This is a genomic window from Bradyrhizobium sp. (assembly GCF_047605465.1).
Classification (GTDB): domain Bacteria; phylum Pseudomonadota; class Alphaproteobacteria; order Rhizobiales; family Xanthobacteraceae; genus Bradyrhizobium.
On sequence record NZ_JASGFS010000001.1, the window covers coordinates 372,401 to 398,398 of the forward strand.

Annotated in this window: 38 protein-coding genes and 1 tRNA gene; 10 read left to right on the top strand and 29 right to left on the bottom strand. The window is 64.9% G+C overall.

Annotated features, from left to right (window positions below):
- Positions 1-42: 42 nt before the first annotated feature.
- The 7 genes from QM712_RS01805 to QM712_RS01835 form a co-directional block, all read right to left on the bottom strand.
- Positions 43-567 carry a hypothetical protein gene (locus tag QM712_RS01805; RefSeq protein ID WP_415021306.1) on the bottom strand — a complete coding sequence of 175 codons (525 nt, stop codon included), beginning with the start codon at positions 565-567 and terminating at the stop codon, positions 43-45.
- A gap of 45 nt (positions 568-612) precedes the next feature.
- The gene (locus QM712_RS01810) at positions 613-1,497 is read right to left on the bottom strand and encodes a hypothetical protein (RefSeq protein WP_415021307.1); all 885 of its coding nucleotides are present in this window, start codon (positions 1,495-1,497) and stop codon (positions 613-615) included.
- A complete protein-coding gene (locus tag QM712_RS01815; RefSeq protein WP_415021308.1) occupies positions 1,494-1,703 on the bottom strand; it encodes a hypothetical protein in 210 nt (69 codons plus the stop codon). Before QM712_RS01815 ends, QM712_RS01810 begins: the two co-directional genes overlap by 4 nt.
- A gap of 89 nt (positions 1,704-1,792) precedes the next feature.
- The gene (locus tag QM712_RS01820; protein ID WP_415021309.1) at positions 1,793-3,418 is read right to left on the bottom strand and encodes a portal protein; all 1,626 of its coding nucleotides are present in this window, start codon (positions 3,416-3,418) and stop codon (positions 1,793-1,795) included.
- Positions 3,419-3,757 (bottom strand): hypothetical protein, encoded by a 339-nt coding sequence (locus QM712_RS01825; RefSeq protein ID WP_415021310.1) that lies wholly within the window; start codon positions 3,755-3,757, stop codon positions 3,419-3,421. It lies immediately after the preceding gene.
- A 69-nt stretch (positions 3,758-3,826) separates the two neighbouring features.
- Positions 3,827-5,440: a hypothetical protein gene (locus QM712_RS01830; protein WP_415021311.1), complete on the bottom strand. Its 1,614-nt coding sequence runs from the start codon at positions 5,438-5,440 to the stop codon at positions 3,827-3,829.
- A 327-nt stretch (positions 5,441-5,767) separates the two neighbouring features.
- The gene (locus QM712_RS01835) at positions 5,768-6,343 is read right to left on the bottom strand and encodes a hypothetical protein (protein ID WP_415021312.1); all 576 of its coding nucleotides are present in this window, start codon (positions 6,341-6,343) and stop codon (positions 5,768-5,770) included.
- A 531-nt stretch (positions 6,344-6,874) separates the two neighbouring features.
- Here QM712_RS01835 and QM712_RS01840 point away from each other — a divergent pair.
- Positions 6,875-7,192 carry a hypothetical protein gene (locus QM712_RS01840; RefSeq protein WP_415021313.1) on the top strand — a complete coding sequence of 106 codons (318 nt, stop codon included), beginning with the start codon at positions 6,875-6,877 and terminating at the stop codon, positions 7,190-7,192.
- Here QM712_RS01840 and QM712_RS01845 read toward each other — a convergent pair.
- The 17 genes from QM712_RS01845 to QM712_RS01925 all read right to left on the bottom strand — a co-directional run bounded on the left by QM712_RS01845 (position 7,189) and on the right by QM712_RS01925 (position 15,931).
- Complete coding sequence (locus QM712_RS01845) at positions 7,189-7,656, bottom strand: HNH endonuclease (protein WP_415021314.1); 468 nt, start codon at positions 7,654-7,656, stop codon at positions 7,189-7,191. The two genes, QM712_RS01840 and QM712_RS01845, sit on opposite strands and share 4 nt — an antisense overlap.
- Positions 7,653-9,614, bottom strand: a complete 1,962-nt coding sequence (locus QM712_RS01850) for a hypothetical protein (protein ID WP_415021315.1) — start codon at positions 9,612-9,614, stop codon at positions 7,653-7,655. The genes QM712_RS01845 and QM712_RS01850 overlap by 4 nt, the downstream gene beginning before the upstream one ends.
- On the bottom strand, positions 9,611-10,759 hold the full coding sequence (locus QM712_RS01855) for a toprim domain-containing protein (protein WP_415021316.1): 1,149 nt from the start codon (positions 10,757-10,759) through the stop codon (positions 9,611-9,613). The genes QM712_RS01850 and QM712_RS01855 overlap by 4 nt, the downstream gene beginning before the upstream one ends.
- Positions 10,756-11,454: a hypothetical protein gene (locus tag QM712_RS01860; RefSeq protein ID WP_415021317.1), complete on the bottom strand. Its 699-nt coding sequence runs from the start codon at positions 11,452-11,454 to the stop codon at positions 10,756-10,758. The genes QM712_RS01855 and QM712_RS01860 overlap by 4 nt, the downstream gene beginning before the upstream one ends.
- An 18-nt stretch (positions 11,455-11,472) precedes the next feature.
- Positions 11,473-11,622 (bottom strand): hypothetical protein, encoded by a 150-nt coding sequence (locus QM712_RS01865; protein WP_415021318.1) that lies wholly within the window; start codon positions 11,620-11,622, stop codon positions 11,473-11,475.
- Entirely contained in the window at positions 11,619-12,089 is a 471-nt protein-coding gene (locus QM712_RS01870; RefSeq protein ID WP_415021319.1) for a hypothetical protein, read from the bottom strand. Before QM712_RS01870 ends, QM712_RS01865 begins: the two co-directional genes overlap by 4 nt.
- Positions 12,090-12,098: 9 nt before the next feature.
- A complete protein-coding gene (locus QM712_RS01875) occupies positions 12,099-12,398 on the bottom strand; it encodes a hypothetical protein (RefSeq protein ID WP_415021320.1) in 300 nt (99 codons plus the stop codon).
- The gene (locus QM712_RS01880) at positions 12,391-12,846 is read right to left on the bottom strand and encodes a hypothetical protein (protein ID WP_415021321.1); all 456 of its coding nucleotides are present in this window, start codon (positions 12,844-12,846) and stop codon (positions 12,391-12,393) included. The genes QM712_RS01875 and QM712_RS01880 overlap by 8 nt, the downstream gene beginning before the upstream one ends.
- Complete coding sequence (locus QM712_RS01885; protein WP_415021322.1) at positions 12,843-13,112, bottom strand: hypothetical protein; 270 nt, start codon at positions 13,110-13,112, stop codon at positions 12,843-12,845. The genes QM712_RS01880 and QM712_RS01885 overlap by 4 nt, the downstream gene beginning before the upstream one ends.
- Positions 13,113-13,525: 413 nt before the next feature.
- Complete coding sequence (locus QM712_RS01890) at positions 13,526-13,789, bottom strand: hypothetical protein (RefSeq protein ID WP_415021323.1); 264 nt, start codon at positions 13,787-13,789, stop codon at positions 13,526-13,528.
- Positions 13,786-14,286, bottom strand: coding sequence for a hypothetical protein (locus QM712_RS01895; RefSeq protein ID WP_415021324.1), 501 nt, complete (start codon positions 14,284-14,286; stop codon positions 13,786-13,788). The genes QM712_RS01890 and QM712_RS01895 overlap by 4 nt, the downstream gene beginning before the upstream one ends.
- Positions 14,277-14,579, bottom strand: coding sequence for a DUF6948 domain-containing protein (locus QM712_RS01900; RefSeq protein ID WP_415021325.1), 303 nt, complete (start codon positions 14,577-14,579; stop codon positions 14,277-14,279). Before QM712_RS01900 ends, QM712_RS01895 begins: the two co-directional genes overlap by 10 nt.
- A 45-nt stretch (positions 14,580-14,624) precedes the next feature.
- Positions 14,625-14,951, bottom strand: coding sequence for a hypothetical protein (locus QM712_RS01905; protein ID WP_415021326.1), 327 nt, complete (start codon positions 14,949-14,951; stop codon positions 14,625-14,627).
- A complete protein-coding gene (locus QM712_RS01910; RefSeq protein WP_415021327.1) occupies positions 14,948-15,139 on the bottom strand; it encodes a hypothetical protein in 192 nt (63 codons plus the stop codon). The genes QM712_RS01905 and QM712_RS01910 overlap by 4 nt, the downstream gene beginning before the upstream one ends.
- Positions 15,136-15,483: a hypothetical protein gene (locus QM712_RS01915; RefSeq protein WP_415021328.1), complete on the bottom strand. Its 348-nt coding sequence runs from the start codon at positions 15,481-15,483 to the stop codon at positions 15,136-15,138. Before QM712_RS01915 ends, QM712_RS01910 begins: the two co-directional genes overlap by 4 nt.
- Positions 15,480-15,614, bottom strand: a complete 135-nt coding sequence (locus QM712_RS01920; protein WP_415021329.1) for a hypothetical protein — start codon at positions 15,612-15,614, stop codon at positions 15,480-15,482. The genes QM712_RS01915 and QM712_RS01920 overlap by 4 nt, the downstream gene beginning before the upstream one ends.
- Positions 15,615-15,619: 5 nt before the next feature.
- Entirely contained in the window at positions 15,620-15,931 is a 312-nt protein-coding gene (locus tag QM712_RS01925; protein ID WP_415021330.1) for a hypothetical protein, read from the bottom strand.
- 375 nt (positions 15,932-16,306) lie between these two features.
- Between QM712_RS01925 and QM712_RS01930 the strand changes: the two genes are divergently transcribed.
- From QM712_RS01930 to QM712_RS01965, 8 genes are all read left to right on the top strand, one after another.
- On the top strand, positions 16,307-16,927 hold the full coding sequence (locus QM712_RS01930; protein WP_415021331.1) for an XRE family transcriptional regulator: 621 nt from the start codon (positions 16,307-16,309) through the stop codon (positions 16,925-16,927).
- A gap of 100 nt (positions 16,928-17,027) precedes the next feature.
- Positions 17,028-17,309: a hypothetical protein gene (locus QM712_RS01935; RefSeq protein WP_415021332.1), complete on the top strand. Its 282-nt coding sequence runs from the start codon at positions 17,028-17,030 to the stop codon at positions 17,307-17,309.
- On the top strand, positions 17,306-17,524 hold the full coding sequence (locus QM712_RS01940; protein ID WP_415021333.1) for a hypothetical protein: 219 nt from the start codon (positions 17,306-17,308) through the stop codon (positions 17,522-17,524). Before QM712_RS01935 ends, QM712_RS01940 begins: the two co-directional genes overlap by 4 nt.
- Positions 17,521-17,742 (top strand): hypothetical protein, encoded by a 222-nt coding sequence (locus QM712_RS01945; RefSeq protein ID WP_415021334.1) that lies wholly within the window; start codon positions 17,521-17,523, stop codon positions 17,740-17,742. The genes QM712_RS01940 and QM712_RS01945 overlap by 4 nt, the downstream gene beginning before the upstream one ends.
- A gap of 3 nt (positions 17,743-17,745) precedes the next feature.
- The gene (locus tag QM712_RS01950) at positions 17,746-17,880 is read left to right on the top strand and encodes a hypothetical protein (RefSeq protein ID WP_415021335.1); all 135 of its coding nucleotides are present in this window, start codon (positions 17,746-17,748) and stop codon (positions 17,878-17,880) included.
- The gene (locus QM712_RS01955; RefSeq protein ID WP_415021336.1) at positions 17,871-18,191 is read left to right on the top strand and encodes a hypothetical protein; all 321 of its coding nucleotides are present in this window, start codon (positions 17,871-17,873) and stop codon (positions 18,189-18,191) included. Before QM712_RS01950 ends, QM712_RS01955 begins: the two co-directional genes overlap by 10 nt.
- A gap of 36 nt (positions 18,192-18,227) precedes the next feature.
- Positions 18,228-19,529 (top strand): hypothetical protein, encoded by a 1,302-nt coding sequence (locus QM712_RS01960; RefSeq protein WP_415021337.1) that lies wholly within the window; start codon positions 18,228-18,230, stop codon positions 19,527-19,529.
- Complete coding sequence (locus QM712_RS01965; protein WP_415021338.1) at positions 19,526-20,023, top strand: GIY-YIG nuclease family protein; 498 nt, start codon at positions 19,526-19,528, stop codon at positions 20,021-20,023. Before QM712_RS01960 ends, QM712_RS01965 begins: the two co-directional genes overlap by 4 nt.
- Positions 20,024-20,131: 108 nt before the next feature.
- On the opposite strand, the gene QM712_RS01970 is transcribed toward QM712_RS01965, so the two are convergent.
- The 5 genes from QM712_RS01970 to QM712_RS01990 form a co-directional block, all read right to left on the bottom strand.
- Positions 20,132-20,207 (bottom strand) — tRNA-Lys (locus QM712_RS01970).
- A 169-nt stretch (positions 20,208-20,376) separates the two neighbouring features.
- Positions 20,377-20,949 (bottom strand): Spy/CpxP family protein refolding chaperone, encoded by a 573-nt coding sequence (locus QM712_RS01975; protein WP_415021339.1) that lies wholly within the window; start codon positions 20,947-20,949, stop codon positions 20,377-20,379.
- A 195-nt stretch (positions 20,950-21,144) separates the two neighbouring features.
- Entirely contained in the window at positions 21,145-22,158 is a 1,014-nt protein-coding gene (locus QM712_RS01980) for a TRAP transporter substrate-binding protein (protein WP_415021340.1), read from the bottom strand.
- A 252-nt stretch (positions 22,159-22,410) separates the two neighbouring features.
- Positions 22,411-23,973, bottom strand: coding sequence for a 2-isopropylmalate synthase (locus tag QM712_RS01985; protein ID WP_415021341.1), 1,563 nt, complete (start codon positions 23,971-23,973; stop codon positions 22,411-22,413).
- Positions 23,974-24,367: 394 nt separating this feature from the next.
- A complete protein-coding gene (locus QM712_RS01990) occupies positions 24,368-24,613 on the bottom strand; it encodes a hypothetical protein (RefSeq protein ID WP_415021342.1) in 246 nt (81 codons plus the stop codon).
- Positions 24,614-25,281: 668 nt separating this feature from the next.
- Between QM712_RS01990 and QM712_RS01995 the strand changes: the two genes are divergently transcribed.
- A partial coding sequence (locus QM712_RS01995) for an ABC transporter substrate-binding protein (protein ID WP_415021354.1) occupies positions 25,282-25,998 on the top strand: 717 nt, incomplete at its 3' end.

Sequence of the window (25,998 nt, forward strand, 5' to 3'; positions counted from 1 at the left end):
GCCGGCGCTGAACCTATGGCCAGCGCCGGCCCGTCAACCGCATCAGTCGACGTGCTTGACGTTCTTGCCGCCGTAGCTGTTGGCCTCGTTGGCACGAACCGCGCCGACCAGCCGCTTCTTCTTGAACTCGAACACCCATTCCGACCCCGTGCGGCGATATTTGCCGTCGGGCACGTTGTACTCGCCGCCGAAACGCGGATGTTCCTCGCCAGGGTCGAAGCTTCCGCTGAAGGCCTCCTGGGGCACCTGGCGGCAGAATTCAGCGTCGAGCGCGCGCACGGCGCGAGCGTGCATGCTCCGCTTGTCCTCCTCGCCGGCGACGCTGTCGGCCTGCTGCTGATCCGCGTCGCGGATCGCCTTGCGGCCGGCCGCCGCATCCTGCTCGGCCTTCAGCTCGATCGCCGCCTCGAGGTCCTCGCGTTTCGGATACTTCGTGGCATCCACGCCGATCTGCTGCGCGAACAGGTTGAGCTCGACGTCATCCTTGCGCTTGATCTCGGCCGCAAGACCTTCCTTGCGTTGCTTCTCTGCCGCCTCTTCGGCCGCAGTTAGTTTCTCCGGGTCCATGTCGTTCTCCTGACGTTGCCTGCCTCACTCGCTCGCGGCGCGCCGTCAGCGCGCCTCGATATCGATCAGATCCTGCCGCTGCTTGATGTAGTCCTTGTTCTGCGGGTGCCGCGGATCGCGGAAAATCTCCATCCAGCCGGGATCGGCCTCCAGCTTCATGCGCTCGGCGCGAGCCTGCGCCGGCGTCTTCTGCCCGAACGTCGCTCCGCCGGGATTGACGAGCTTGTCTTCGCCCATCGCCGCGCCGATCTTCTCGAACAGCTCGACCATGGCCGCGGATCCCATGATCTGATCCATCTGCGCGCCGGAGATCGCATCGGGCTTGAAGAAGGAGAACGCGCGCTTCGCCAGCGCCGATCGCTCATCGAACTTGTCGCCCCATTTGCCGCGCAGGCCGTTCTCGAGGTCGCGGTTGGCGGCCGCGCCGGCATCGCGAAACGCCTTGAGCTGGGCGTTCTCATGCGCATGCATTCCGTCGTACAGCGCCTTGGCCTGCCATGGCGCAAGTCGCGCCTCGTGCGCGAGATCGGCGAACTTGCCGAACGCCTTTTCGTCATGCACCTCGCCGTCGGCAAGCGTCGGAGCGTCGAACTTGTACTGCTGCCGATCGGCCATCCAGCCGAGATCGGTATAACCGCCCCAGCCTTTCAGGTTGTTCGCGTCGGGCTTGGCGATCACGTTGCGGTCGCGCGCCATCGTGTCGGCCTGGCGCGCCGACGACAACGCCGTGTTGACGTCCGGAAAATTCTTGCCGTCAAGGAATTTGACGGTGTCGCCGTCGAGGCCCTTGTAGCTTTCCCCACGCCACCAGCCCTGATCGGCTGAGGGAGCGGGCGGCGTCGCCGGCGCTGCGGGTGCGGCCGGCGCTGCAGGCGCGGCCGGAGCTGCCGGGGCGGCTGGCGCCGCGGGAGTGACGGGTTCTGTGCTCACTTGTTACCTCCTGATGTGCGGTCGATCTTCGTGCGATCGAACAGGGTGGCGGGATCGATGTTGGCGAGCTTGAAGATTTCCAGCGCTGCTTGGCGCCGTCCTTCGGCTATCGCTGCCTTGTGCGCATCGGGCTCATTGATCGGCGCAAAAACGTTGTTGCGCAGAGCGATGTCTGCCAGCGTCGCAGGGAAATTGGTCGCGAGCACCCTGTAGCCGCTGATCGCAGCGAAACGCGCCTGTTCATCCGGCCAGAACGACCGAAACCAGTGCGGCCAGTTTTCGAACTTCTGTTTTCTCATTTCGTCGCACGGCCCCGCGCGAGCGTCTTCGCCTGCTCGGCATGCGACAGGTCAGCCACGATGCCTGCGGCCTGCTCCTGCTGCATCAGCACCGCCTGCTGTTGCTGCGCTTGCGCGCGCGCCTGGCGGATCTGGTCGACCTGGCGCGGATCCAGCTTGATCGATGGCACACCCGACAACGCGTCATGCAGCACCGACGAATAGCCGTCGACGTCGATGTCGTCGATGTAGCGCGGATCTTGCGTCGCCTCGAACAGCTTGATCTTGGTGGAGACCCAGCTGGTCGCGCCGTTGGCCGTGTCCGCCTTCTGCGCCTTCACGAACGGCGACACGAAAGTCGGCGTCACGGGCGTACGCAGCAATTCCGGCGGCGGCGGCCCGATGGTGCGGAGCACGACCCCCAGCCGGTCGAGCAACTGCGCGCGCCGGCGGATGAAGCCGGCAAGGCCGCGCTGCACGCGGATCAGGTTCGGCGCCAGCGCCTTCAACTCGTCCTGGCTGAAGGCCTGCACTTCCTCGGCCGTCATCTGCGGCCGGTTGGCCAGCACCTGTGACAGCGCGAAACGGAATGCCCGCCGCACCTGGTTGCGCAGGTCGTTCTGCAGTTGCAGCGGCAGCGCCATTTGCTTGGAGCGCTCGAGGATCTGCGCCGGCGGCTTGCCGCCGGTGCTGTCGCCGTAAAGGACGTTCCCCGGCACGATATCGGCCGTGGTCATCACGTCCTCGTCGGCCGCCCACCACATCGGCTCGGCATCGAACTGGATCCCGACCATCGTGGACCGCGCGACCTCGTCGAGCGACGACATGTCCGGCAATGCGTTGTGACCGGGGCCTCTCGCCCAGACGCGGCCGGCGCGCATCGACCATTCGATCTGATGCACCGGCAGGTCGCCGTAGCCGCTTTCGGTGTAGAAGCTGGTCTTGTCCGGCGACACGTAGCAGGACTTGAACGGCATGTACTTCGCGAACGGGCTCCCGGGCCGATAGTCCGGGTTGGGCGAAACCGCGTGCACGAAGAGGATTTCTTCGTCGTCGCGCGCCGTCGGTGCCCGATCGCCGAACTTGCCCTTGGCCTGGCGGCCGGTCAGGCGAAACTCGCGATGGAAGGTGTCGAGATCACCGTTCGCATCGACGTCCTTGTAGCAGCCGGCGAGCGCGAGGTTTGGCGTGACGATGCGCCCCTGCCCGACCATCTCCTCCTGCCACATGAAGCCGGATCCGAACATGCCCATGTCACCGAACCAGCCGGGCACGTTCAGATAGAAATTGTCGATCGTCGGGTCGATCGAGGCGAGGATCAGCGTGGTGTAGTTCCAGAGATAATCCTTGGCCGGCTTCCACTTGGCGAGCTCGGGATCCGCCGGCACACCCCAGGAGAACCAGCGCTCCGCCGGATTGGTCGCTTTCGAGAACATGCCGCCGACATAGTCGTCATTGGCATAGAGCGGCGTGCTGTCGAACGGATCATCCCCGTTCGGCTGCCGTTGATCGTTGCGATTGCCGCCGGAGAGATCCTCGTCGCTCTGCATCAGCCGCGCGATCTCGCGCCAGCGCGGCTCCTCGAGCGCGCGCTTCTTCTTGACCTCGGCATGACGCGGTTCGATATCGGACCAGGCGGACATTCATTGCCCCGAGAGCATGCGGAAGCCGACCGGCGGCGCACCAAGAGCGGACTGCAGCCCGATCCCGAAGCTCGATCCCTGCATCAGCTTCCGCTTCTGATCGTCGGACGCTGCACGCGCGCTCTCGCTGTCGCTCTGCGGCACCGACGCCGCCTGCGCGAGAAGGTTTGCGTCCTGCTGTGCCTTCAGGGCGGCAGCCGCATCCGACGCGGCCTGCGCGCTCGCCGCCTTGGTCGCGGCCGTCTGCGCGTCGATCGACGCCTGCAGCGACGAATTCGAGCTGCCGAACCAGCTGCTCGGCGTGCCGATATCGTGCATCAGCGAGGAAAACCAACCCATGGGAAGGAAGCCTTGAGGTTTGTCAGGCTGCCGACCCTACGGGCGACGATTTGGCGTCAACCGCCGTTTTCACGCCCTTTTCCGCTTGATCGGATTGTAGCGGCCGGCGCCCCTGGCCTCTTCACGCCGCCGGGCCCGGTTCGCGGCTGCCTCGCCGACGCGACGCTTGGCTTCAGCCGTGCCACATGCCAGCGCGCCATACTCGGCCGCCTCGCAGGTGTGGCCATCCTTGGTCTTTGCGACGGATCCCAGGTCGTCGGTTCCGGCGATGTGCTTGAAGTGATAGGTCTGCGCCGCACCGCGGCGGATCGTCTTGCAACTGGGATCGACGATGAGCCCCGGTTCGCCGGCCTCGCAGGCGTGACGCAACTTCGACTTGATCGCTTCGTGCCGCGTCGTCGGGTTGTTGGTCGGCGCCGCCTGGACCTTCCTCCCGAGGAATTTCGCCAGGTTCTGCCGGTCCGATCCCGCCTCGAGATCCTCGCCGGCGCACATCGCCGGATCGCACAGCGAAAGAAACTCGCATCCTTCAAACCGCGTCGCCTCGAGCTGCAGCATCGCGGTGGCGAGCTCTCGCATGCCACCGCGATCGAGCGGGCATTCGGCGAGGATGCGAAGCTGCCCGTTCGATTTTTCCTGCATGTAGACCGTCGACGGCGTCAGGCCGCCGTCGCTGCCCGTGATGACCGGCAACTCCCTGATCACCGGGATCGGGTGCTTCGACATGTTGCGGTCTTCGTCCCATTCGGGCCAGACCGGGTTGTTTGCGCGGGTGAAGCCCGGCCTGGCGTGGATCATGCGTTTGATCCACCACGGCCTGTGCGCGTTCATCATCGCGGAGTTTTCATAGTAGCCGCGGCCCATGGCCTCGATGTTCTCGGCGTTCGGCGCGAGACCGGATGGCTGCTCGTGCAGCACGTGGCCCGGTTTCTTGTTCTCATAGAAGTCGCGGAAGATGAAATGCAGGACGTCGGGGGCGTTGCCGTCGCCGTAGAAGCGGCCAGCGCGCTTGATAATCTCGCGCGGCGGTTCACGTCCGACACGATCGACGAGCGCCGAGCAAAGTTCCTCCGGCAGCGTCGGCCATTCGTTGAAATAGCAATCGGTGAACTCGTTGCCCAGGATGTCGTCGGGATCCATCGTCTCGCCGAAGGCGCGGAAGCGGTTGGTCAGCACGATCCGGCCGAACTCGTCTTCGAACGTCAGCGTGTGCTCGGCCTCTCGCGGGCTCGCACCAGTCCACTTCGAACCGGGCATGTCCTTGGGGAAAAGTTTCCACCAGGAAGGTATTGTCGCCTTCCAGATATTCACGTACTTCTGTCGCCACGTGCCGAGCACATATCGGCGCACCCCGTCCGCACCGGGAAAAATCCTTTGGGCCTCGACCAGCGCTTTCTTGCCACTCGCGATCGTCTTGCCGGAGCCGCCAGGCCCGATGATGATATCTGCCGGGTTGTGCGAGAGGATGTAGCGGTCGCTGATCGGCCCCGCGCTCCGCATCAGGTTTACCGTGCCGGTCTTCTCCTGCTTGTGCAGATGGTCGACGACGTCCGGATGCTGCTTGCGAAACTCGTCGTCGGCCTCGACGTGGCTCATCTGATTTTTGTACGGGTCCGCCGATCCCAGAACATCGGCGAGCGAGGTCTGCTCGAGCAGCGCCTGCGGGCTTGACGCTTCAGTCACGCGAAATCCCCCCGCCCCGTTTCGCCCTTCCAACGTTCGCGCACCTTGGCTGAGACCGGATCGCCGACAGCGGCGAAGCGCGGAAAAAATCGCGCGCTTGGGGGGCACGGGCCGTCGAGGTTGGGTTTTGGGGGTACCCGGCCCCGGCCGCCCCCGGGGGGTACACCCCTGAAAACTCGGCCGCAGGCCTCCGCATCGCTGCGGCGCCTGCGGCCAGGTCGACGCTCGATCCGCACGATCGAGGCCGACGTCACCGGCCTTGAAGGCCTCGCGGCCGGTGATTTGGGAGTAGCTGCCCTACAGCCACAAGCCCTTGAGAATGCTGCGCTAGTCGTCACCGTGCGACACGTCACCGTGCGACACGCTCTGCTCTGGTGCGCTAAGCGCTTGATTTTCCTGCGTTTGCTCAATGTACAGCCACGGTGCCCGCGCCGAGCCGTCCGGCCCGCTCGCCGACGCAGACTGGCCCGTAAACACCATCGTCAACCGAGGCGCCACCGCCTGGCCGGCGCTGTCGACCTGGGCCATCTGCCCGTAGAACAGCTTTGAGAGATCCGCCGCTAGGCGATCGAGCCGGTCATAGGCCTCGAGCATGGTGCAGTTGAGCTCGCGCGCCAGCGTCTCCGGCGTGTGCTGCAGATATCGGAAGCGCCAGAGCAGCGGATCTCCGAAGACTTTCAGCACAAAGGCCTTCATTTCGCGCGTCGCGACGTTCTCTGCGCCTGGCGGACGGCCGCGCTTGTTCGCTCGAACGGCTTCGACCAGCTTGTCGTGGCGATCGGAGCCAGGCTCGAACCGCGTTGCCGGCATGAGCTCGAGCTGCTCGACCGGCGCCGGCGCCGCGGCGGCCGCCGCCGACGCAATCACTTCCGCGACCGCGGCCTTTTGGTCCTTCTTCGGCATCGCTGACGCTACCTCGCTGAATTTCCGCGAATATTTAATTCAGCGCACGCGGCGACAACCGGCGCCGATCGAGTTGTAGTGTTTCAGGTGTTGCAGTGGGTGTTGCAGCCTATCTCCTTATATTCTCTATTCAATTTTCAATATGCAACAGGTGAAACACTTGAAACACCACTTCGCCTCGCGCGCGCGCGTGCGCGCGCGTACACGAGGTCTCAAGTGGTGTTGCAGGTGTTGCAAGTGTTGCAGATTGAGAATTCGATAGTGATGTCAGCGGCTTGGCCTGCTACACCTGATGCAACACCTCTCTAATCTGGTGTAGCATCCCCTCACCCGATCGCTCGCGGCAGGGCGCATCGGTCACGATGGTACCGACAGACGTGCGTCAACCGTTGTTTGCAGAGAATTCAGAGGCCGCGCGGCGCGCGACAGTGCGTGCGCGAGATGGTGAGAGTGAAAATAAGTGGTGCGAAGCGCTGTCGCGAGGCAAGCCGCGCGGACATTTTGGAAAGTCAACGGGGCGAGGGCGAGGGAATGAGCGCAGCGGCATGGGGAACACTACTGGGCTCGCTTGCAGGCAAGGCGATGGATCCGGTGACGTGGGTGGTGATGCTATGTGCGGCCGCGGTCGCGTTCACACGCTCCGCGTGGTGGTGGGTCGGTCTGGCGGCCGGCGCCGGAGCTGCGTTTGTTACCTACATCGTCATGGGCACGGCACAGAGGATCGGTGTCACGGCCAATGCCGGACAGATATGGTTCAGTCAGTGGCTATTGATCGCGGCCTGGGCGTATCTGATCTATGGCATCGTGCGCTTGACCCGGCGCAGGCCCCGCACGACGACTGAGATCTAGATCCAGAGATCCTCGTCGCGCTCGCCTGGCGCGAGGATGGGCTCGCACACCGGCCGCAGCGGCCGCTCGATCGGCGGCTCCTCGAGGTCCATGTCCTCTGTGCCGTAGCCCATGCGGCGCAACAGCTTCAGCTGCTGATTGAGCCGCGGCGGGATAGCCTGCAGGTGATCCGGGTTGACGCATTTGCGACACGGGCGAGGGTCCGGCGCCCACTTCGCACACATGTGGTCGACGTCGTAGCCGTAAGGGATCGGCCCGACAAAGGTCTCATAGACGTAGCGATGCACGGGCATCACGCGCCTGGTGCCGGGCCGCAGAATGCGTCCATAGGCGCCGAGGCCATGCCACTCGCCAGTGCCGTCATCACCGCCGAGCCACAGCCAGCAGCCGCCAGGCGTGACCCACGCGCGGTCAGGCGCGAGGAGTTCCTCGATCGTCTGAGGCTGGCGACGCCGCTTGCTCACTTCTCCGGTGCCCCGTGGTAGCGGTCCAGCACGATCAGCGTGCACCTAGTCATGGTGCCGTCGATGCGCCGGTTGTTGATCTCGGAATTGGTGATCATCACGCCGTCGATCGGGCACTGTCGCAGCGCGTCTTTCCATGCGCCGTGCTGCCAGTCGCTGCCGACGAGATGCTCGGCGACCTTGGTGCTCTTGTTCGGAACTGCCAGCACCCAGCCGAATGAGGGTAGATTGTAGCGGGCGAGGGCCTCATCGAGGCCGATCCTCTCCTGGCGCATCACGCCGGCTACGATCTCATGCGTGTTGAAGAGGCCAAAGCCTGCGATGTTGAGGTCGCGCTTGGCGGTCCCGCGATCGAGCGGCGCCTCGACGGGGTTGCCGTCCTCGTCCTTGGTGCGCAGCTCCTCGATCGTCTGCCCGATCGTGTTGCGGCTGGCATTGCGCCAGCTTTTCACCACAGCGGTCAGGATTTGGTCGACGCACTGCCGATAGTTCGGCTTCGCATCCTCGACCTCCGGCAAAGTCTCGGCGCCGAGCAGCCTGCTCCACTCGCGCTCCTCGTCGGGCCCAAGCGGCACGCCGATCTCTGCGGCGACTTCATCCCCGAGCAGCGTGGCCGCGCAGGCGAGCAGAACGCCGTAGGTGTCCTGGCCGCGGCCGCCATGGCCGCCCTGCTCGAGCGCACGCTTGAAACGCTGCAGTGTGTCGGCAAAGCGGGCGCCGTTGTCGCCCCAGCCCTGCATCATCAGCGAGAGCATCATCGAGCCCGTGGTCTCGATGTCGACCGGATCAGGCTTGGCTTGGTTGAGATTGAGCGGCATCAGCCGCAGCACCGCGACGCGGCTCATGTCCTGGGCGGAGCGCAGCGGGTTGTTGATGGCCGAGAACAGGAAGGCCGAGCGCATCTGGAATTCGCTGGCCTCGCCCTTGGTCGGGCCGCCGCGCCGGCCGATGTCGCCGGAGGCCGAGGTGCGCATCAGGTGCACCACGTTATCGAGCTTGCGCGGGTCGCTGTCGGGTTCGAGCTCGTCGAGCGCGACGGGTCGCGCATCATGCGCCATCGCCTGGTAGATACCTGCGGCCGTAGTGTCGGCCGAACGAAACAGCGTGTCGCCGAAGATGTTGCGCAGCGCCTGCTGCAGCGTCGATTTACCGGTCGCGCGATCGCCGATCAGCAGCACCGCCGGCCGCCACTCAAGCGCGCCGCCGATCAGCGCGCACCCGATCCACCCCAGCAGCAGCACGGGATCCACCTCCGGCCGCGTCCAATTCCACTTGCGGAAGGTTTCCAGCAGTTTTTTCGCCGGGTTCTCGTCGGGCGTGATCGCCTCGGTCCACGGCTCGGACAGCGCCGACAGACGCGGATAGAGCATGTTCTCGTGCACGCCGGTCGCGAGCGTCTTGAAGCGGCCCTTCTCGCAGATCCAGAGCGCATCGCCGGAGTGATAGACGAGGTTGCCGGAGCGGAATGTCCACGCGCCGCGGCCGCGCATCTTGTCATTGGGCGAGAAGAAGCCCTTGCGGGCGCATGCGCGGAAGAAATCCTCCTTGATCTGGTCGGCCTCGAAGCTCTTAATGATCGGCTTGTGCGGCTTGCCCGTGGTCTCGTCGATGCCCTTAGGCAGATGCCAGCGCGGCCGCATCCATTTGGGATAGTTGGGCGTTGCCGAAAACAGATCCTGAATGCCGACCTGGTTGAAGTCGGCCGCCTTCATCGCGCGGAACTGGCCCGAGCTGTCGATCACGTATTTGTAGGCGCCCTCGAAGCCGATGCATTCGACAGGGCATTCACAGCCGGGATCTGACGGCATGCCGTACATGTCGGCTGACCATTGGCCGGCGAGCACCTCGTTCGGCCCGCGCGGCGTCATCGGCGTAGTGTCTTCGCGCGATTTGCGCTGGCGATCGAGTTCGCGCTGCGCCTTGGCCATCTGAACGACGTTGCCCTTGCCTTTGGTCACGCCGCCCCTCTCAACGTATCGTTTAGATCCTTGCCGTAGACGGCGTGCACCTCGGCGACCGCGCGCCCCGTCGCGCGCAGCGCCGTCATGCCGCGCTCGAACGCGGCCACCGCGCTCGGCTTGTCCCAATCGTTCTGGCGATGCACGATCACGCTGTCGATGCAGGCCGGCAGGCGGGCTGCCACGTTGGCCATGTTCGACAGCGAGATCATCGCCCACACGCGGTGTTGCGGCGCCGCCAGGATGGCCGACAGGCCGTCCTCGACGCCTTCGGTCAGGATCACGGTCTGCAGCAGGCCGTTCGCCTCGGCTTCCTTCACCGAGAAATGCCCCGCGCCGCGCCAGAGCGGGATGACGAGGCCTGCGAACTCGCCGAGCACCTTGCGCGCCGGCTGCTCGGTGCCGTCGGGCGCGGGCGGAAACTTCGCCTTGTCGCTGCCGTCGGCCTTCAGCCAGGTCTGGTGGATGGCGCGGATCTGCCCCTGCGCGTCGGTGCAGCAGGCGATCATGCAGGGAGCCGCGCGCTCGCCGATCACATTGCCGGTCTTGTCGCGCAGCAAATAGCGATGCGACGGCGCAAAGCGCAGCGAGCCGGGGGCGATGTTGCCCCTGCGCGGGCCGACAAAGGGCGGCGCGGTGAGGTCGATGCCGCGGGCATCGCGCAGGTAGAGATCCGCCGGCGTGCCGATGATCGGCCTGGCGCCGGCAAAGGCCGCGAACGCCGCGGCCGCCTTCTTGTCGCGGCGCTTGTGGTTGTCGGCCTCGGCCTGGACGCGCTTCACCTTGGCGGCCGCGCGATCGCGCGCGAGCTCCTCCTCGGAGACGTGCGCCAGGCCGAGCCGCTCGATCACGAAGCGCGCAGCCGCATCGGCGCCGCGCTTGTCCATGTGATACCAGCCGTAGCAATAGGCCACGAGCTCGAGCGCCCTGCCCTTCTCAGTGCCGTTGAACTTCTTCCACGACAGGCCATCCGCCCTCAGGCACAGCCCGAAGCATTTCTGGCCGTCGCCGCGGGGGTCGTCGTACAGCGTCCAGCCCTTGCGCGTCGGCTCCTCGAGCTTGCACAAGCGCAGCACTTCGCCGATCCGGTCGTCGAGCTTCTGCTTGAGATCGTCCCAGCCTTGCCGGGTGCGGAGGTTGATCACAGCCGCTCTCCCCGCACCTGCAGCATCATCGTGCTCATGAGGCCGTCGAACGCGCCGTCACGCTCGCGCTCGGCCTCGATCGCGGCAACGGATTTGTGGATCGCCTGGCGCGAGACGCCGACAGCGCGGCCGATGTCGGCCTTGCCGAGGTCGAGGCCCTCCACGAGCAGATAGATCGCGCAGCGTCGTAGGCGCGAGGCCTGCAGCCAGATCGGGTCGTTCGTGTTTTCGGCGCCGTAATCCTGACTGAGCATCAGCTCGGGATCCCAGCCGGTCTTGACCGCCAACTGCACCGTGATTGTACGAAGATAGGCCTGGCAGAGCGACAGCTTCGCCGACGGGATGACGCCGGCGGCCAGCCGATCGAGGGCGCGCTCAAGGGCGTCATAGGTCGATCCGCGTGTGTTGGTGCTGCCGCGGATCGCGAGAAAATAGGTTTGGGGATAGACGCCCGCAGCCGAGATCAGCGCCGAGGTCGAGATCCCCAGCTGCTTGCGCCGCGACGAGATGCGCTTCCCACGCTCGGTTGACAAATCACTGTGGTTTTTCTTCGCGGTCTCGGTTGACGAACCACTGTGGTTTTCGGGCTTGCGGTCGGTTGACAAATCACTGTGGTTTTTGACCGACGAGCGCAGCGCCGTGTCTGCGATGATGTCGAGTTGTCGAGGCGTCGGCGCGGACGCGAGATAGCTCATGGTGATGCAGGCCCCGGCTCAGTTATCTTTCAGTGCAACACGCAACAGGCTCTCGAGATCGCCATACGTCTCAAGAGCGCAATCGTCGCAGATGGCGCAGCCGTCGTCGTCGATGCCAACCGCGGCCTCTCCGCACTCCTCGCAGCGCAGTTCGGGTAACGTGCTCACTTCGGCTCCGGCTGTTGAGTGTCGGTTAGCTGCCTGCCGTAGCCGACGGCGCCAGGACCGTTCACAGGCAGCAGGCCGGGCTTCGGAATGTTGGTCTCGACGTTGCCGATCTCGATGCCCTTCTGCGCGAGGTCCGCAGGCAGCGCTGCGATCTCGCCTGACAACGTCAAGTGACCAAATGTCGGATGCTGCGCCTGCAGACGGCGCGCGATCGCGTGCACGACCTGGTCCATCTGCTTCGAGCTGGGATCCGACGATGGGTGACCCATCGAGCGATGGGCCCAATTCTCGGCCCAGACGCACAGGATGTGCAGCTCGTGCCAGTTCACCTCGACGGTGGTGTCCTTGTCGCACGCGCAGGGAATGCCCTGGTTGCTGCACTTCGGGCAGCCCCAGCCCTTGATTTCGTCTTGCGTGAAGCGGGCGCCGCAGAGCGTGCACCACATGACTTCCTTCCGATCCGCCATCGCCTGCTCCTATGCCTTGCCTTGGATTTCTGGCTGGCCTTCGAACCGAGCGATCATCTCCTTCATCAGGGTGACGACGTCGGCGCGATCAGCGCCGTTCGAAATGAAATTGCAGCGGCCGGCGGGATCCTGGCCGAATGGGAACACGAGCAGCACAAAGCCGGTCTTTCGATCGGCCCCGCGCATCTCGCCGTTGAACAGCCCGTCGAGCCCTCGGGCCACGGCGTTCATCTTGGCTGTGTACTGCTCCTGTATCGGAGCGTCGCCGAGACGCGCCGCGGCCTCGCGCCTGCGCTTGGCCTCACCCATTGGCGCTCTCCGGCTTCACGAGCTCGCGGATGCGCTTGTCGAGCCGCCAGACGAGGTCCTCGCTCATCCCGGCGCTCGGCTGAGGCAGCAGCCGCAGGACGGTCGAAACACTGTCATAGGCGTGCGCCTTCGGCTTGAGGCGCTCAATCTCTGCGCGCAGCCCGACGATCTCGTCTTTGCAGCGGCGCATCATGTCGACGGCTTCCTTGTCCGGCATGGCCTGTTCGGCTTGCTCTGCAGGCATGCCTTCGACCATGTGGCGCACCATCTGGTACGCTTGGCTGGCGTCGAACAGGTTCGTGCCGGTCGGCATCTGGTGATTGTCGGCAGCCTCACGCGTCGCATAGACAGGCCGCGAATAGCCGATGCCGCCATCGGGGTTGAAATCCGTCGGCAAATGCCAGCTGAGAAAGCGGTCTACCAGATGCTTCAGTTGCTCGTGCTTCATGATGGCTCCTTGGGCCGGTGAGACGTGTTTAGCTGCTTGGATGCCGCCATCGCGATCAGCACGTCGCGGAATGCCGGCGGTGTCGCCGCGCGAATTTTTTCTTTGTCTTTGCCGCCGACGTAGGCCATGACGCCGCTGCGCCTGGCTCTCTCGTAGCCGTGGCGCTCTAGACCGACTTCCGGCAGCCGCTGCGACGAAGGCCCCCACTTCAGATCTCGAAGAACAATCGGCGCGTGCGCGATCAGCCACGTCGCCTTGCGGGCCATATGGCCGTAGTGTCCCTGCTCGACGTGAGCGACAGCAAAGCCGTCCGCGAGCCTCCACCCCCCCCCTATGATCGGGCTCGGGCAGCTTGAATTTCTCCCATGCGCGCGAATAAGCGGGATGTTCTAGCACGCCACCCCATTGGCGGATCGCACCGAGCGCGGCCGCGAAGCAGCCCTGGTCGTCTCCGAGCTTGTACTGATGCGGCTTCCGTGGCGATCCATGCCAGTACCGTCCCCAACGTTTGCAGGGCGGATGCGCGACAACAGGCCATGGCCCCTGATAGAGCCGCGCGTCGCGCCCCTCGTCCCACACGTCGACGTGCGGCAGCCCGGAATAGCAGCCATCCTTCTCGACGAAGAGCGCAGCAATCTTCACCGCTCGCCCTCCGGCTGGTGATAGGCAATCAGCTGCTTCATGCCGCGATCTCCTCCCGCACCGAACCAAGGATCGCTCGGATCAGAGCCCAGCCGTCCGCGCTGGGCCGAAAGAATGCAGTCCGCTGCACACCCTCATCGGGCACGCAGCGGAACCACATCTCCACGAGGCCACGGCGCCACAGCGGCTGCATTGCTTCGCGCTGGTCACGCGTGAGCGTGGCCGGAGCTCCCTGACTGCAGCAGATCGCCAGCTGCTTGAGCGTCACGATCTGACGATTGCTGAGGCGCTGCTCGCTCACAGGCATTCCCCGATCACTTCGCGCTTCAGGGCAGCGACCTTGTCGCCGTCCGTTTGCACCTCGCCGATCAGGGCAACGATCCACCAGCGCTCACCCTTCCATTTCGGCGGGATGAACGTCGCGTGCAGGCCGTTGCGCGTGCAGATCTCGAGCGGGCCAGCGATCTCCTCAACCGTACCGGCCTCGACCGGGCGGTTAGAGCCACCATTGCATGCCCGTCCATTCTTGTCGGAACGCCAGAAGGCGATCGTGGCACCCGCGCCCAGGAGAGCGTCAAACCTCTTTTGCTGCGCAAGCGGCATCTTGCCAACAAAGTGGGGAATGGTTGCCTCCCAGTACTCTTTCGAGCCGTAGCCGTAGCCGTAGCCGTAGCCGTCGCCGTCGCCGTCGCCGTAGCCGTAGCCGTCGCCGTCGCCGTAGCCGTAGCCGTCGCCGGAGCGTGCTAACAGGGGCTCCGGGGGCGAGCCCCGGAGCATTTGAACCTGGCTTACCTCCACGGCGCGGCCTCCCAGGCGGCAACGGCTGCTTCGGTGCAGAGCGAGACCGAGGTGATGTCGCGCAGCTCCATGTCGACGGCCGGCCCGACGCGCGCGCCCTTCATCGGGCCCATGGCAGCGAGGCCCATGAAGCCCTTGTTCTCGGTCGGCCAATACAGGCAGTTGCGCGCGGCACGCAGCTTGATGATCGCGCCGTCGGTGTCGGTCGCGTACCCAAAGAACACGCCACGATGCGAGGTCGTCACAAGCACGGCGCGTTCAGTCGGCTTGTTACGGTGCGGATGGTTAGCCATAGTCTCTCTCCTGCCCCTGAGGATCGCCGAGGCGCGCGATCTCGGTTAAGGCGTCAATCGTGTTTTGCGCTGCTCGATGGCAATGCCGAGCGCGTTGCGGACGTCCGGCAGCAGCACCGCGACCACGCGGCCTGCGCAGATCGCCCGGTCGCGCTGGTAGCGGCGCAGGGCGTGATCGGTCAGGTAGAGCGCCTGGGCGTAGAGCCGCGTGACGTCGTCGATGACGCGGGCAGTCTCCGCCGGCTGCCGATCCGCCTTCTCGACCTCGGCGCACAGCTGCTGGATCTCCTCGGCGTCGGCACCGAAGCGCATCTGCAGCGCCAGCTCGCCGGCCGCGATCAATCGCGTGAGGATGTGGGAGTGGTCGATCATGCCGCCTCCCGCCCAAGCTCGCGGAAATTGACCACCCAGGCATGCACCAGCGGCTCGAGCAGCTTCAGCTCGGCCGCGATCTGCGCCGTATCGAACCGGCGCTGCCACATCGTGATGACGTCGGGATATTTTTTCAGCTGGGCGCGGGTGACGTGTCCGCCCGTCGAGGCCGTGCGCTGCGGGATCATTGCTTCGGCCTCCAGTGGACACAGAGAATGAAGCACTTCGGCGCGCCGCCGATCGCCGTGGTGATCGCCTCGATCCGGGCGCCGCCGTTGCGATCGGAAAAGGCGACGAGTTCCTTCTCCATGATGGCGCGCACCGCGTCCGGCCAGGTCTCCATGCGGTGACCGAGCTTGGTGATGCGGCGCTGGTCGAATTCATCGAGCGCGGTGACGATGGTGCAGACGTTGCAGCCGGCGAGATCGAGGCCGACCGTGCGCTCGATCTCCTGGCGCTGCATGTCGGCGACCTGGGCGAACGGCGTGTCCGATGTGGCCGCCGATCGCGGCATGGCGCAGCTCTCGCTCATCGCGCCACCTGCAGCAGGCAGGCCCAGATGTTCGCCGCGACGCCGGCGATCAACGCCGCGGCGATCCACGCCAGCGCGAGGCGAAGATCCCGCGTGCCCTCCGGCGTGGTGGTGAAGTGACGTGCTCCCATTGCCCTCAGCCCTCCCCTTCAGAAGCTTCACGCTGCAGCTGCTCGATCAGCCGTTGGCTTTCCGCGAGCTGGCGCCGCGCGGCGTTCACGTCGAGCTGTTTGCAGTAGCGGACGAACCATGCCGGCCGGGCGTCACCCATGAGGGCGAACAGCACATCGCGGCCTAGATCGGAGCGAAGAAAGGCAATCAGCGTCTCGGCGCTTTCGCCGCGCTGGCCGGCGAGAAGTTTTTCACAGGTCGAGATCGGCACATCGGTCAAAATGTTCAGGTGCTGTGCGGGCTTGGCCTTCGGCAGCTTGTCCTGCACAGCCTGCATGACCGGCGAAATCGATTGCCGGGTTGTCTCCTTTGATTGCCGGGGTCGGCAAGACGCGTCTTTGTCCGCCCCCGATCGCGCGCCTAGGCTGCGCTGCATGACATTCCCTCTTCCCACTGCCCATGCGCCTCGAGGATCGCCTGCACCTCGCGCTCGAGCGCGCGGCGACCCGGCCCGCGTGGCGGCGGACCGTGTTTTTCCCAGCGATGAACGGTGCTTTGGTCGACGCCGAACCTGACCCCAAATGCCGCCTGGCTCTCGCCCGCCAATCTGCGGGCCCTGCGAATCAGTTGTGCATCCATATTCGCGACTATGCGCTACGCATAGTCGCTGTCAATGCCTAACGCATACAATCCCTATGCATAACGCATTCTCATGAGCGAACCACATGAGCGCCTGCAAAAGGCACGGGAAGAAGCGGGCTACGCAACGGCAACAGCCGCCGCGGCAGCCATGGGCGTTAACGCGCAGACCTATCACGGCCACGAGAACGGGAGCCGGGCGTTCACCCGGGCGGCTGCCCGCTATGCCGCCTTTTTCCATGTCTCCATGGACTGGCTGGTGAGCAACAAAGGGCCCGCCAGGCGCGTCAGGACGGCCAGCAAGGCCGATCCGCATGCAACGGTCCCTCTCGTCGGTTATGTTGGCGCTGGCGCTGAGACCCACTTCTTCGCGCAAGATAGCGGCCATCTGGACGATGCGCCGGCGGTGGAGGGAATGTCGGAGGCGACGGTCGCGGTCGAGATCCGCGGCGAGAGCCTCGGCACCTTCTTCGACCGCTGGCTGGTCTATTACGATGACGTGCGCCGGCCGATCACCGGCGACCTGATCAACCACCTTTGCGTCGTCGGCCTGACCGATGGCCGGATCCTGATCAAGAAGATCCAGCGCAGCAAGACCCGAGGACTATTCCATCTGCTTTCCCAGGCCGAGCCGCCCATCCTCGACGTCGAGATCGAGTGGGCCGCGAGGGTGAAAACGATGGTCCCGCGGTGATTTAGGACGCCCAACGCATAGAATATTCGTTACGCATTGACTTAACTATGCATAGCGCATAGTTTTTGTTTCACGTGAAATGGTTCACGGGGAGACAACAATGCGCCGTTCCCACTGCAATCGCCTGCCCGCTCGCGGCAGCCGGCTGACGCCCCAGCCGACCGTTCCCGACTACATCCAGACCTCGCTGGTGCCCGCCCGCGCCGCGCTGAGCCCGCTCGAAACGATCGAGCGCATGGCCTCCGACATGCGCGAGGCCGCCTATCGCGAGGGCGGCCTCACTCGCGAGGGCCTCGAGCTGCTCGGCTACTCCGCCGATCAGATCGACACCCATGCCGCCGCCGCGCGCCAGCTGGCCAATAAGCAGGCGGTTCTGTCGTGAGCCCCGCGCTCAACAACACCCACTATCGCGCCCTGGCGCTGCTGCGCCGGGGCGTGCTCGTCCGTGTCGGCGGCGAATGGCGCTTCGGCGCCACCAGCGTCGGCGACAGCGTCGTCGACACCCTGATCGCCAGCCACAAGGTCACCCGCATGTTCCCCGGCCAGACGGGGGACTGCATCGTCCTGCTCGATCGCTCACGCGGAGCAGGCCGATGACCAGCGCCGCGCGCAGCACGACCCCATCCCCAGCGCTGCGCGCGGCCAGGGTCATCCTCGTCGACGAGCAGGGGCTTCAGATCTACTCCGCCTCCATCGTGGTGGCGAGCGAGGCTTTCCCGGAAGTCGTGATGTTCAACGGCGATCCGCACATCGCCATCGATGGCGCCGGCACCTATCGCCGCGTCCGCCCCTACCGCCTCGACGTGGGAGCCTGAACGATGCCGGTCGAGATCAAGGACGACTTCGACCACGAAAGCGCCGTCTGGGGCTGCATCGGGCTTTTCATCGCCGGCATGACCGGCATCGCGCTGGTGATCGCCGGGCTGATCTGGTGGCTGACGTCATGTCCATGATGCGCCCCTACACGGCCCGCGAGATCTGCGAGGCGCTCGGCATCACGCTCGACACGCTGTACCGCACGCGGCAGGTCCGCCATGCGCTCGACGGCCTGCCGAGGCCCCTCTCGGAGCGCGGCCCGCTGAAGTGGGAGCGCGCCGGTTTCGACGCCTGGCACACGCGCCACGACCCGCGGCGGCCGCCGGCGCCGGCCAACGACCCCGTCAGGCCGCCCGAGGCGGCGACGATCGAGGAGCACCAGGCGCTTTTCCACGCCGCTTACGCCCCTCCTCCCCTTGACACGAGGCGCCAGCACAACCGACGCTGACGCCCTCTCCGCTTCCGCCCGCACCGGAGCCGGCCCATGACCGTCAAACTGCCCTACATCAAATGGCGCGATGGACGCCCGCGCGTGGTCCATAGCCCGCGCGAGCGCGCCGCCGGCTTTGAGGATCGGGACCTGCGCCACGTCGAGACCGGCGCCTGGTACACCTATGAGGAGGCGCGCGCCTTTGCCGACAAGCACCTTGCGGAGATCCAGCGGTCGCGCCAGGTCGGCAGCCGGAAGGTCAAGGCGCCGAGCCTGCAGCGCGCGGGGACCGTCGAGGATCTGCTTGACGACTGGCTGGCATCGCCCGAGGTGCGGAACCTCAAGCCCAAGTCGGTCCAGTCCTACGAGAAGGCCCGGCGCGCGCTGATCTACAAGCCGGAGAGCCGCGAGGATGCGAAGAAGCGCCGCGAACGCGAGCGCGCCGCCGCCGTGCTCGGCGCCACGCTGCCCGGCCGCGAGAAGGAGCAGCTCGCCAGCGTCATCCCGGCCGCGATCGGCGCGCCCGAGCTGCGCGCGCTGTTCAACTACCTCAAGGAACAGCGCGGCCACCACATGGCGCTCGGCGCCATCGCCGCGCTGTCCGCGGCGCTGTCCTGGGGCAAGGAAAGCTCGAAGTGGCGGCTGAAGAACAATCCCCGCATCGACATGCGGTTCGACCGTCCGGCCGGCCGCGTCGTCATGGTGGAGCTCGAGGAGTTCAATGCCCTGGTCGCCGCGGCCGACGCGCTCGGCCGCCCGTCGATCGGCGATGCCGTCTATCTCGGCATCTTCACCGGGCAGCGCCAGGGCGACAGGCTGCGGCTCAAGGACGACGGCATGATCAACGGCCGCCGGCAGCTGCGCCAGAGCAAGACGGGCATGATCGTCGCGATCAAGCAGACGCCGCAACTCGCCAAGCGTCTCCTCGAGGCCCGCGTTCGCGTCAACGAGATCGCGAGGAAGCTCGAGCTGAAGAAGATCCCCGACGAGATCGTGATCGACGAGACGACGGGACGCCCCTACAACGAGCACACCTATCGCCACGTCTTCGCCGAGGTGCGAGACCTCGCGATCCGGGGCAGCCAGGTGCCGCGCGTCACGGCATGTCCCTCGCTGGCCTTCATCAACGAGACCACCGGCCAGCCCGACAAGAAGCACGATCAGGATCTGCGCGACACCTGCGTCATGCTGCTCGATCGCGCCGGCAACGACCTGCTCTCGATCTGCGACGTCACCGGCCACAGCTACCAGTCGGCGCAGCTGATCATGAAGCACTACCGCGCACGCAACCCGGCGCGGGCCGATGCGGCGATCGACAAGCTGGTCGCATTCCTGGGCAGGGAAGGACTGACGTGATCGACACGACCGACTTCCGATTTCTCAGCCGTGAAAAAGATCGGCACGGAAACGACAGGGTCTATGTACGTCGCGGAGGAAAGCGTATCCGCATCCGCGCCGCTGAAGGCACCGAGGATTTTAACATCGCCTATACCGACGCAGTGGCACACCTGCGCGGCGTCCCGCGAGACATCAAGCTGAAGCTACCTCCCGTGTCCAACGAGATCGGGTTCGTCTATTTTTTGCGCTCGGGCGAGCGCATGAAGATTGGCTTCTCTAAAAACCCGTTCAGCCGCGGCCAACAGCTCCTCACCGGCATCGCTGACGGCGTGCATAGCTTCGGCTTCGTTCCTGGCAGCGAGCGAGACGAACGGGCCGCCCATCGCGCACTTTCGAAACATCGGATCGCTCGCGAGTGGTTTGAATGCCACCCCGACGTCGTGAAGGTGATGATGCGCTCACTGACCTTCTGCAAGGTGGCGATCGAGGACGATCTGCGGGAAGCTAAATAGCCCGAATGTCGCACGCTGTGCGACATTCGCGACATCTGAACGTGTCGCACGAGCCTCAAAAGAACAAATCGAGGCCCACTTAAACGACTGCGATGTCGAGGGATTTTTTGGTGGGCGCACCAGGGCTCGAACCTGGGACCCGCTGATTAAGAGTCAGCTGCTCTACCAACTGAGCTATGCGCCCGAAAGGCGGTCAAAGCCTTGCGAGGCCGGTCGTTTAGCAAAGCGATCCGAGGATGGCAAGCGATGCGACGCAGGTTTTCCAAGGATTCATCCACAGGCCCTAGAAAGCGAAAAGCCGCTGGATTCCAGCGGCTTCGCGAGGATGAAAACTCCGGGAAAACCCGGGCCGGTCAGAGCCGGCCCTCCCGGTCCCGATCCGGGCCGCCGTCGCGGTCGAACCGGTCACCGCCATGGAAACGGTCCATGCCGCGCTCCATGAACCGGTGGCGCGGGCCCTCGTCGCCCCCGAACGGGCCGCGGTGGCGGGTCAGCATGGCCAGCCGGCGCTTCTGGCCCTCGTCCAGCGTCTTGTAGAGCGGGTCGGCCGCATCGGCGATCTTCTTCAGCGCGGCGGAGGTCGCGCCCATATCGTCGGCGCGCTGGCGCAGGCGGGCGACCGGATCCTCGGGCTTGGCGGCATCGCCGGGACCGGCGTTCATCCGCGCGTTGGCGCGGTCGATCCGCAGCTTGGCGAAATCGCGCACGGCGCTCTCGACCGGCGGCCACAGCTTCTCCTGGTCGGCGTTGAGCTTCAGCCCGGCATGGACGGCGGCGATCCGCGCGTCGACGAACGCGGCGCGGTCCTCCGGGTTCATGCGGATGTGGTGGAAGTGCTCCATCCACGGGCGATGATATTGGGCATAGACCGCGCCCGAGCCGGCGATGCTGAGCACGGCGATGGCGGCGATGGTGAACTTCCTCATACGAACCTCCTCTGGAAGGATGTCATTGAAGATGAGGGCCGCGCAGCCCGTGCGCAACTTACAACTTGGACAGGGAATGCACTCTTACGAAGATGTAACGCCCTGCGTGTCTGTCCAGTCGCAACCGACATCATCCGCAACAAAAAAGGGCTTCCGCGGCTGGCACGGAAGCCCTTCATTCATCATTCGTTTAGATTAGTTCGTCGTGCTCTTCGCTTCCTTCTGGAACTCGTCGATCAACGACTGGCCGACGCGGCTTGCGGCATCCTTGTAGACCGGCTCCATCGCCTTGCGCATCGCTTCGTCCTGCTCCGGCGTCAGCTTGATGATCTCGCTCTTGCCGCTCTTCTTGATCTCGGCGAGTGCGTCGTCGTTCTCCTTCTGCGACTGCGCGTTGTTGAAGTCGGTCGCCTCCTTCATCGCCTTCGCGAGCTGGTCGCGGATGTCGGCCGGCAGGTCGTCCCAGAACTTCTTGTTCACGATCACGACGTAGCCGATGTAGCCGTGGTTGGTCTCGGTGATGTACTTCTGCACTTCGTGCATTTTCTGGGTGTAGATGTTCGACCAGGTGTTCTCCTGGCCATCGACCACGCCGGTCTGGAGCGCCTGGTAGACTTCCGAGAACGCCATCACCTGCGGCAGCGAGCCGAGCGCCTTGAACTGGGCCTGGAGCACACGCGAGGACTGGATGCGGAACTTGACGCCCTGGTAGTCGGCCGGCGTCACCAGCTTCTTGTTGGCGCTCATCTGCTTGAAGCCGTTATCCCAATAGGCAAGGCCGGTGATGCCCTTGGTGTCCAGCAGCTTGAGCAGTCTCGCACCGAGCGGTCCTTCCGTCACCTTCCGCAACGTCTTCAGGTCGGGAAGGATGTAGGGCAGATCGAACACCTCGAACTCGCGGATGCCGAGCGGGCCGAATTTCGAATTGGACGGCGCCAGCATCTGTACGCTGCCGAGCTGGAGCGCTTCGAGCTCTTCCTTGTCCTTGTAGAGCGTGGAGTTCGGATAGACTTCGACCTTGACCTTGCCGCCGGTGTATTTCTCGGCGAGTTCCTTGAACTTCTCGGCCGCCTTGCCCTTCGGCGTGTCGGTGGCAACCACGTGGCTGAACTTGATGATGATCGGCGATTGAGCCGATGCCGGCCCGGCGAGCGCCAGCGCTCCGGCCAGGACCGCAACCGATGCCGCAGCCCAGATGAATTTCCGCATGCTTCCTCCCGCACGTTTCTGTGGCTCGGACCATCGGTCTCGAGCCTTGAATTCGGGCCTCGAATTCAGGGACGGATTCAAGGCCTCGAGGCAGCTTTATAGGGAAGCCGGCACAGGCGCCATTGCCCCTTAGCAGGGGTGTCCTTGCAAAAATGCGGGATCGTGGGCGTAGCCTGGACGAAACGCCAAACGAAAAACGCGGCACCGAAGCGCCGCGTTTGTTTTGCTGCCGATCGCTCAGGGGCGTCGACGTCAGCTCGCCGCCGCCGTCGTCACCGTGTCACGCTGGCGCTTCATGACGATCTTGTTGAGCGCGCCGAGATAGGCCTTGGCCGAAGCGACCAGCGTATCCGGATCCGCGGCACGCGCCGTCATGGCGCGTCCTTCGTGAGACAGCCGCACCGAGACTTCGGCCTGCGCGTCGGTTCCCTCGGTGACGGCGTGGACCTGGTACAGTTCGAGCTTGGCCTCGTGCGGCACCAGGCGCTTGATGCAGTTGAACACCGCATCGACCGGACCGTTGCCCTCGGCCTCCTCGATCTTGATCTGGCCGTCGACGTCGAGCTTCATGGTCGCGCGCTGCGGGCCATGGGTGCCGGCGATCACGGTCAGCGAGGTCAGCTTGATGCGATCGTGCGAGGCCGCCATCTCCTCGTCGACCAGCGCCTCGATGTCCTCGTCGTAGATGTCCTTCTTGCGGTCGGCGAGCGCCTTCATCCGCGTGAACGCATCCTCCAGCTGGTTCGGGCCGAGCTTGTAGCCCATCTCCTCCAGCTTGTGCACGAAGGCATGGCGGCCTGAGTGCTTGCCGAGCACCAGCGAGGACTGCTTCAGGCCGACCATCTCGGGCCGCATGATCTCGTAGGTCGAAGCGTCCTTCAGCACGCCGTCCTGATGGATGCCGCTCTCATGGGCGAAGGCGTTCCGGCCGACGATCGCCTTGTTGTACTGCACCGGGAACGAGGTTGCGGCCGACACCACCTTCGAGGCGCGGGTGAGCTGCGTGGTGTCGATCTTGTTCCAGTAGGGGAATTTGTCGTTGCGCACGTTGATCGCCATCACGATCTCCTCGAGCGCGGCGTTGCCGGCGCGCTCGCCGATGCCGTTGATGGTGCACTCGACCTGGCGCGCGCCGCCGACGATGCCGGCCAGCGAGTTCGCAACCGCCATGCCGAGGTCGTTATGGCAGTGAACGGAGAAGACCGCCTTGTCCGAGTTCGGCACGCGCTCGATCAGCGTCTTCATGAAGTGCGTGTATTCCTCCGGCACCGTGTAGCCGACGGTGTCGGGAATGTTCACCGTGGTGGCGCCGGCCTTGATGACGGCTTCCACGATGCGGCACAGATACTCCATGTCGCTGCGGGTGCCGTCTTCCGCCGACCATTCGACGTCGTCGATCTGGTTGCGCGCGCGCGCGACCATGGCAACCGAGGTTTCGATCACCTGCTCCGGGGTCTTGTTCAGCTTCACCCGCATGTGCAGGGGCGAGGTCGCGATCACGGTGTGGACGCGGCCACGCTTGGCGAATTTCACCGCCTCGGCGCAGCGGTCGATGTCGGCCGGATGTGCACGGGACAAGCCGGCGATGACGGCGTTCTTGGAGCGGCGGGCGATCTCGCTGACCGCCTGGAAATCACCTTCGGAGGTGATCGGGAAGCCGGCTTCGATGACGTCCACGCCCATGTCATCCAGCAGCTCGGCGACCTCGAGCTTTTCCTCGAAGGTCATGGTGGCGCCGGGGCACTGCTCGCCGTCGCGCAGCGTGGTGTCGAAAATGATGACGCGGTCCTTCTCGGACTTGTTCACGGGGGCCATTTCAATTTCCTTTATGAGCTTCGGCGCCCTTCATCTGCCTGGAGCGCCTGAGGTTGTCCGGTGATCTCGTACAAACCCCTGAGTGCCCAGGCGCGTGGCGCCCAGCCGGCCCTCAGGGGCAGGTAAGAAGAAGCCCGCCGAGAAGGAGGGTGGGCAGGAGCGCAGCCGGAATCGTGGCGGCGGCCAGAGCCACCTCCCCCGAAATCCCATCGATTTGGCCGCGAATCAGCATTGCCAGACCCTTTTGAGCTCCAAAATCCTCGGGCAAAACCGTTGAAGGTTCGTTGCCGGGTGGCTCAACGGGTCGTTTCTAGACGAGAAAGGCCTGCAACCGCAACGCCAAAAGATGGTCAGTATGGATGACCTATAGCGGGGGGGCTACTTCGGGGGCGGACTAACCCGTCCGGCGGGCCCGCGCCCTGGTTTCCCAGCGGGTCAGCATCTGGCCCAGCTCGCCGGTCGACGGAGAGACGGCCTCATTGGTGTTGGCGGGCGCGGCGGCTTGAAACCATTCCGACTGCCTGTGGTCGCGCCAGCGCAACGCCTCGGCACGCCGCCTGCGGGAGATGAAGTCACGAGTGAAATAGCCGCCCGCGAACGCGCCCCCGAGCAATATGACTAATATGAAAATACCCTGCACGGTCAGCTCCAGCCTCTTCCCGCCCGTGGTTCTGCTCAGCAATCGGTGCGAGGTCAAGGCTTGACAGGTCCGGAAAGGACCACCTTTGGGCCGGACGAAGTGCCGCAAGTCTCCGGCGCGCCACAGGCGCAGCCCCGATGGTCGATTGCAGACAGAGCCGCAGCGGAAAACGAGCCGCGAGTCCCTGCGTCACGTCGCTCTCTTCGTCACCGAAGAAGCAGGCTCGGAAGAGCAGTCCAGGAAAGGCAGGTTCGGATGGGCCGGCTCCTTGTGTTCGCCAGACACACATGCATTGCCGATCGGCACACCATCACGACGGATGCTGAAACCGGCGCAGCAAATTGCTGATCGTCCGCGCCGGCTCACCGAGTGAGGATCGCGCCGTCTCGAACCGGTGACAACGCGAGCCGCGCGGTCTCGGCTGGAGCTGTCGTTGCGAGCGGAGAGTCACGCGCTACCCGGATGACTCCGAGAATGCTGCATCGCCGGTTTGCCCCGCGCTGCCCGCTATTTACGCAGTCTAGACTTTAGTCCTCCTCGCGCGATCCTGAATGCAGTTTCACTTGCCGAGAATGCCCTCGCCGCTATAGTTGCGACATAATGGCTCACAAGAGGCCTGTTCAAGGGAGAGAAACAGCATGAAAAAAGGACTCTCTGTTGCGTTGCGGATGACGCTCGGTGCGGCCGCGACCGGCGCACTGATGACGGCGTCTGGTGCGGCGCTCGCGGCGGATCCGATCAGGATCGGCGTGATCGCGGAAGCGCAGGCGATCGCCGGCGCATCGATTCCACAGGGAGCTCAGCTCGCCGCCGACGAGATCAACGCCAATGGCGGCGTCGACGGCCGCAAGATCGAGATCATCGGCTACGACAACCACTCCTCCTCGGCGGACTCGGTGCGCGCGTTCCAGCGCGCGGTGAACGAGGACAAGGTCAACGCCGTCATCGCCAGCTACATCAGCGAAGTCGTGCTGGCGCTGGAGCCCTGGGCCTCGCGGCTGAAGACACCGTTCGTGACGCCGGGCGCGGCCTCCAACGAGATCAGCAAGAGCGTCCACGCCGACTACGAGAAGAACAAGTACACCTTCCACGGCTATCTGACCTCGGCCGCGCTGGCACTCTCGGTCTGCGACGCCGCCAAGGACCTGCTCGTCGACAAGATGCACATGAAGTCGGCGGTCATCATGAGCGAGGACGCCGCCTGGACCAAGCCGCTCGACATCGGCTACGAGGAATGCCTGCCGAAGATCGGGCTGAAGGTGCTCGACCACATCCGCTTCTCGCCCGACACCACCGACTTCACGCCGATCTTCAACAAGATCGAGGGCTCCAAGCCGGACGTGATCATCACCGGCATCTCGCATGTCGGCGTGCAGCCGACGGTG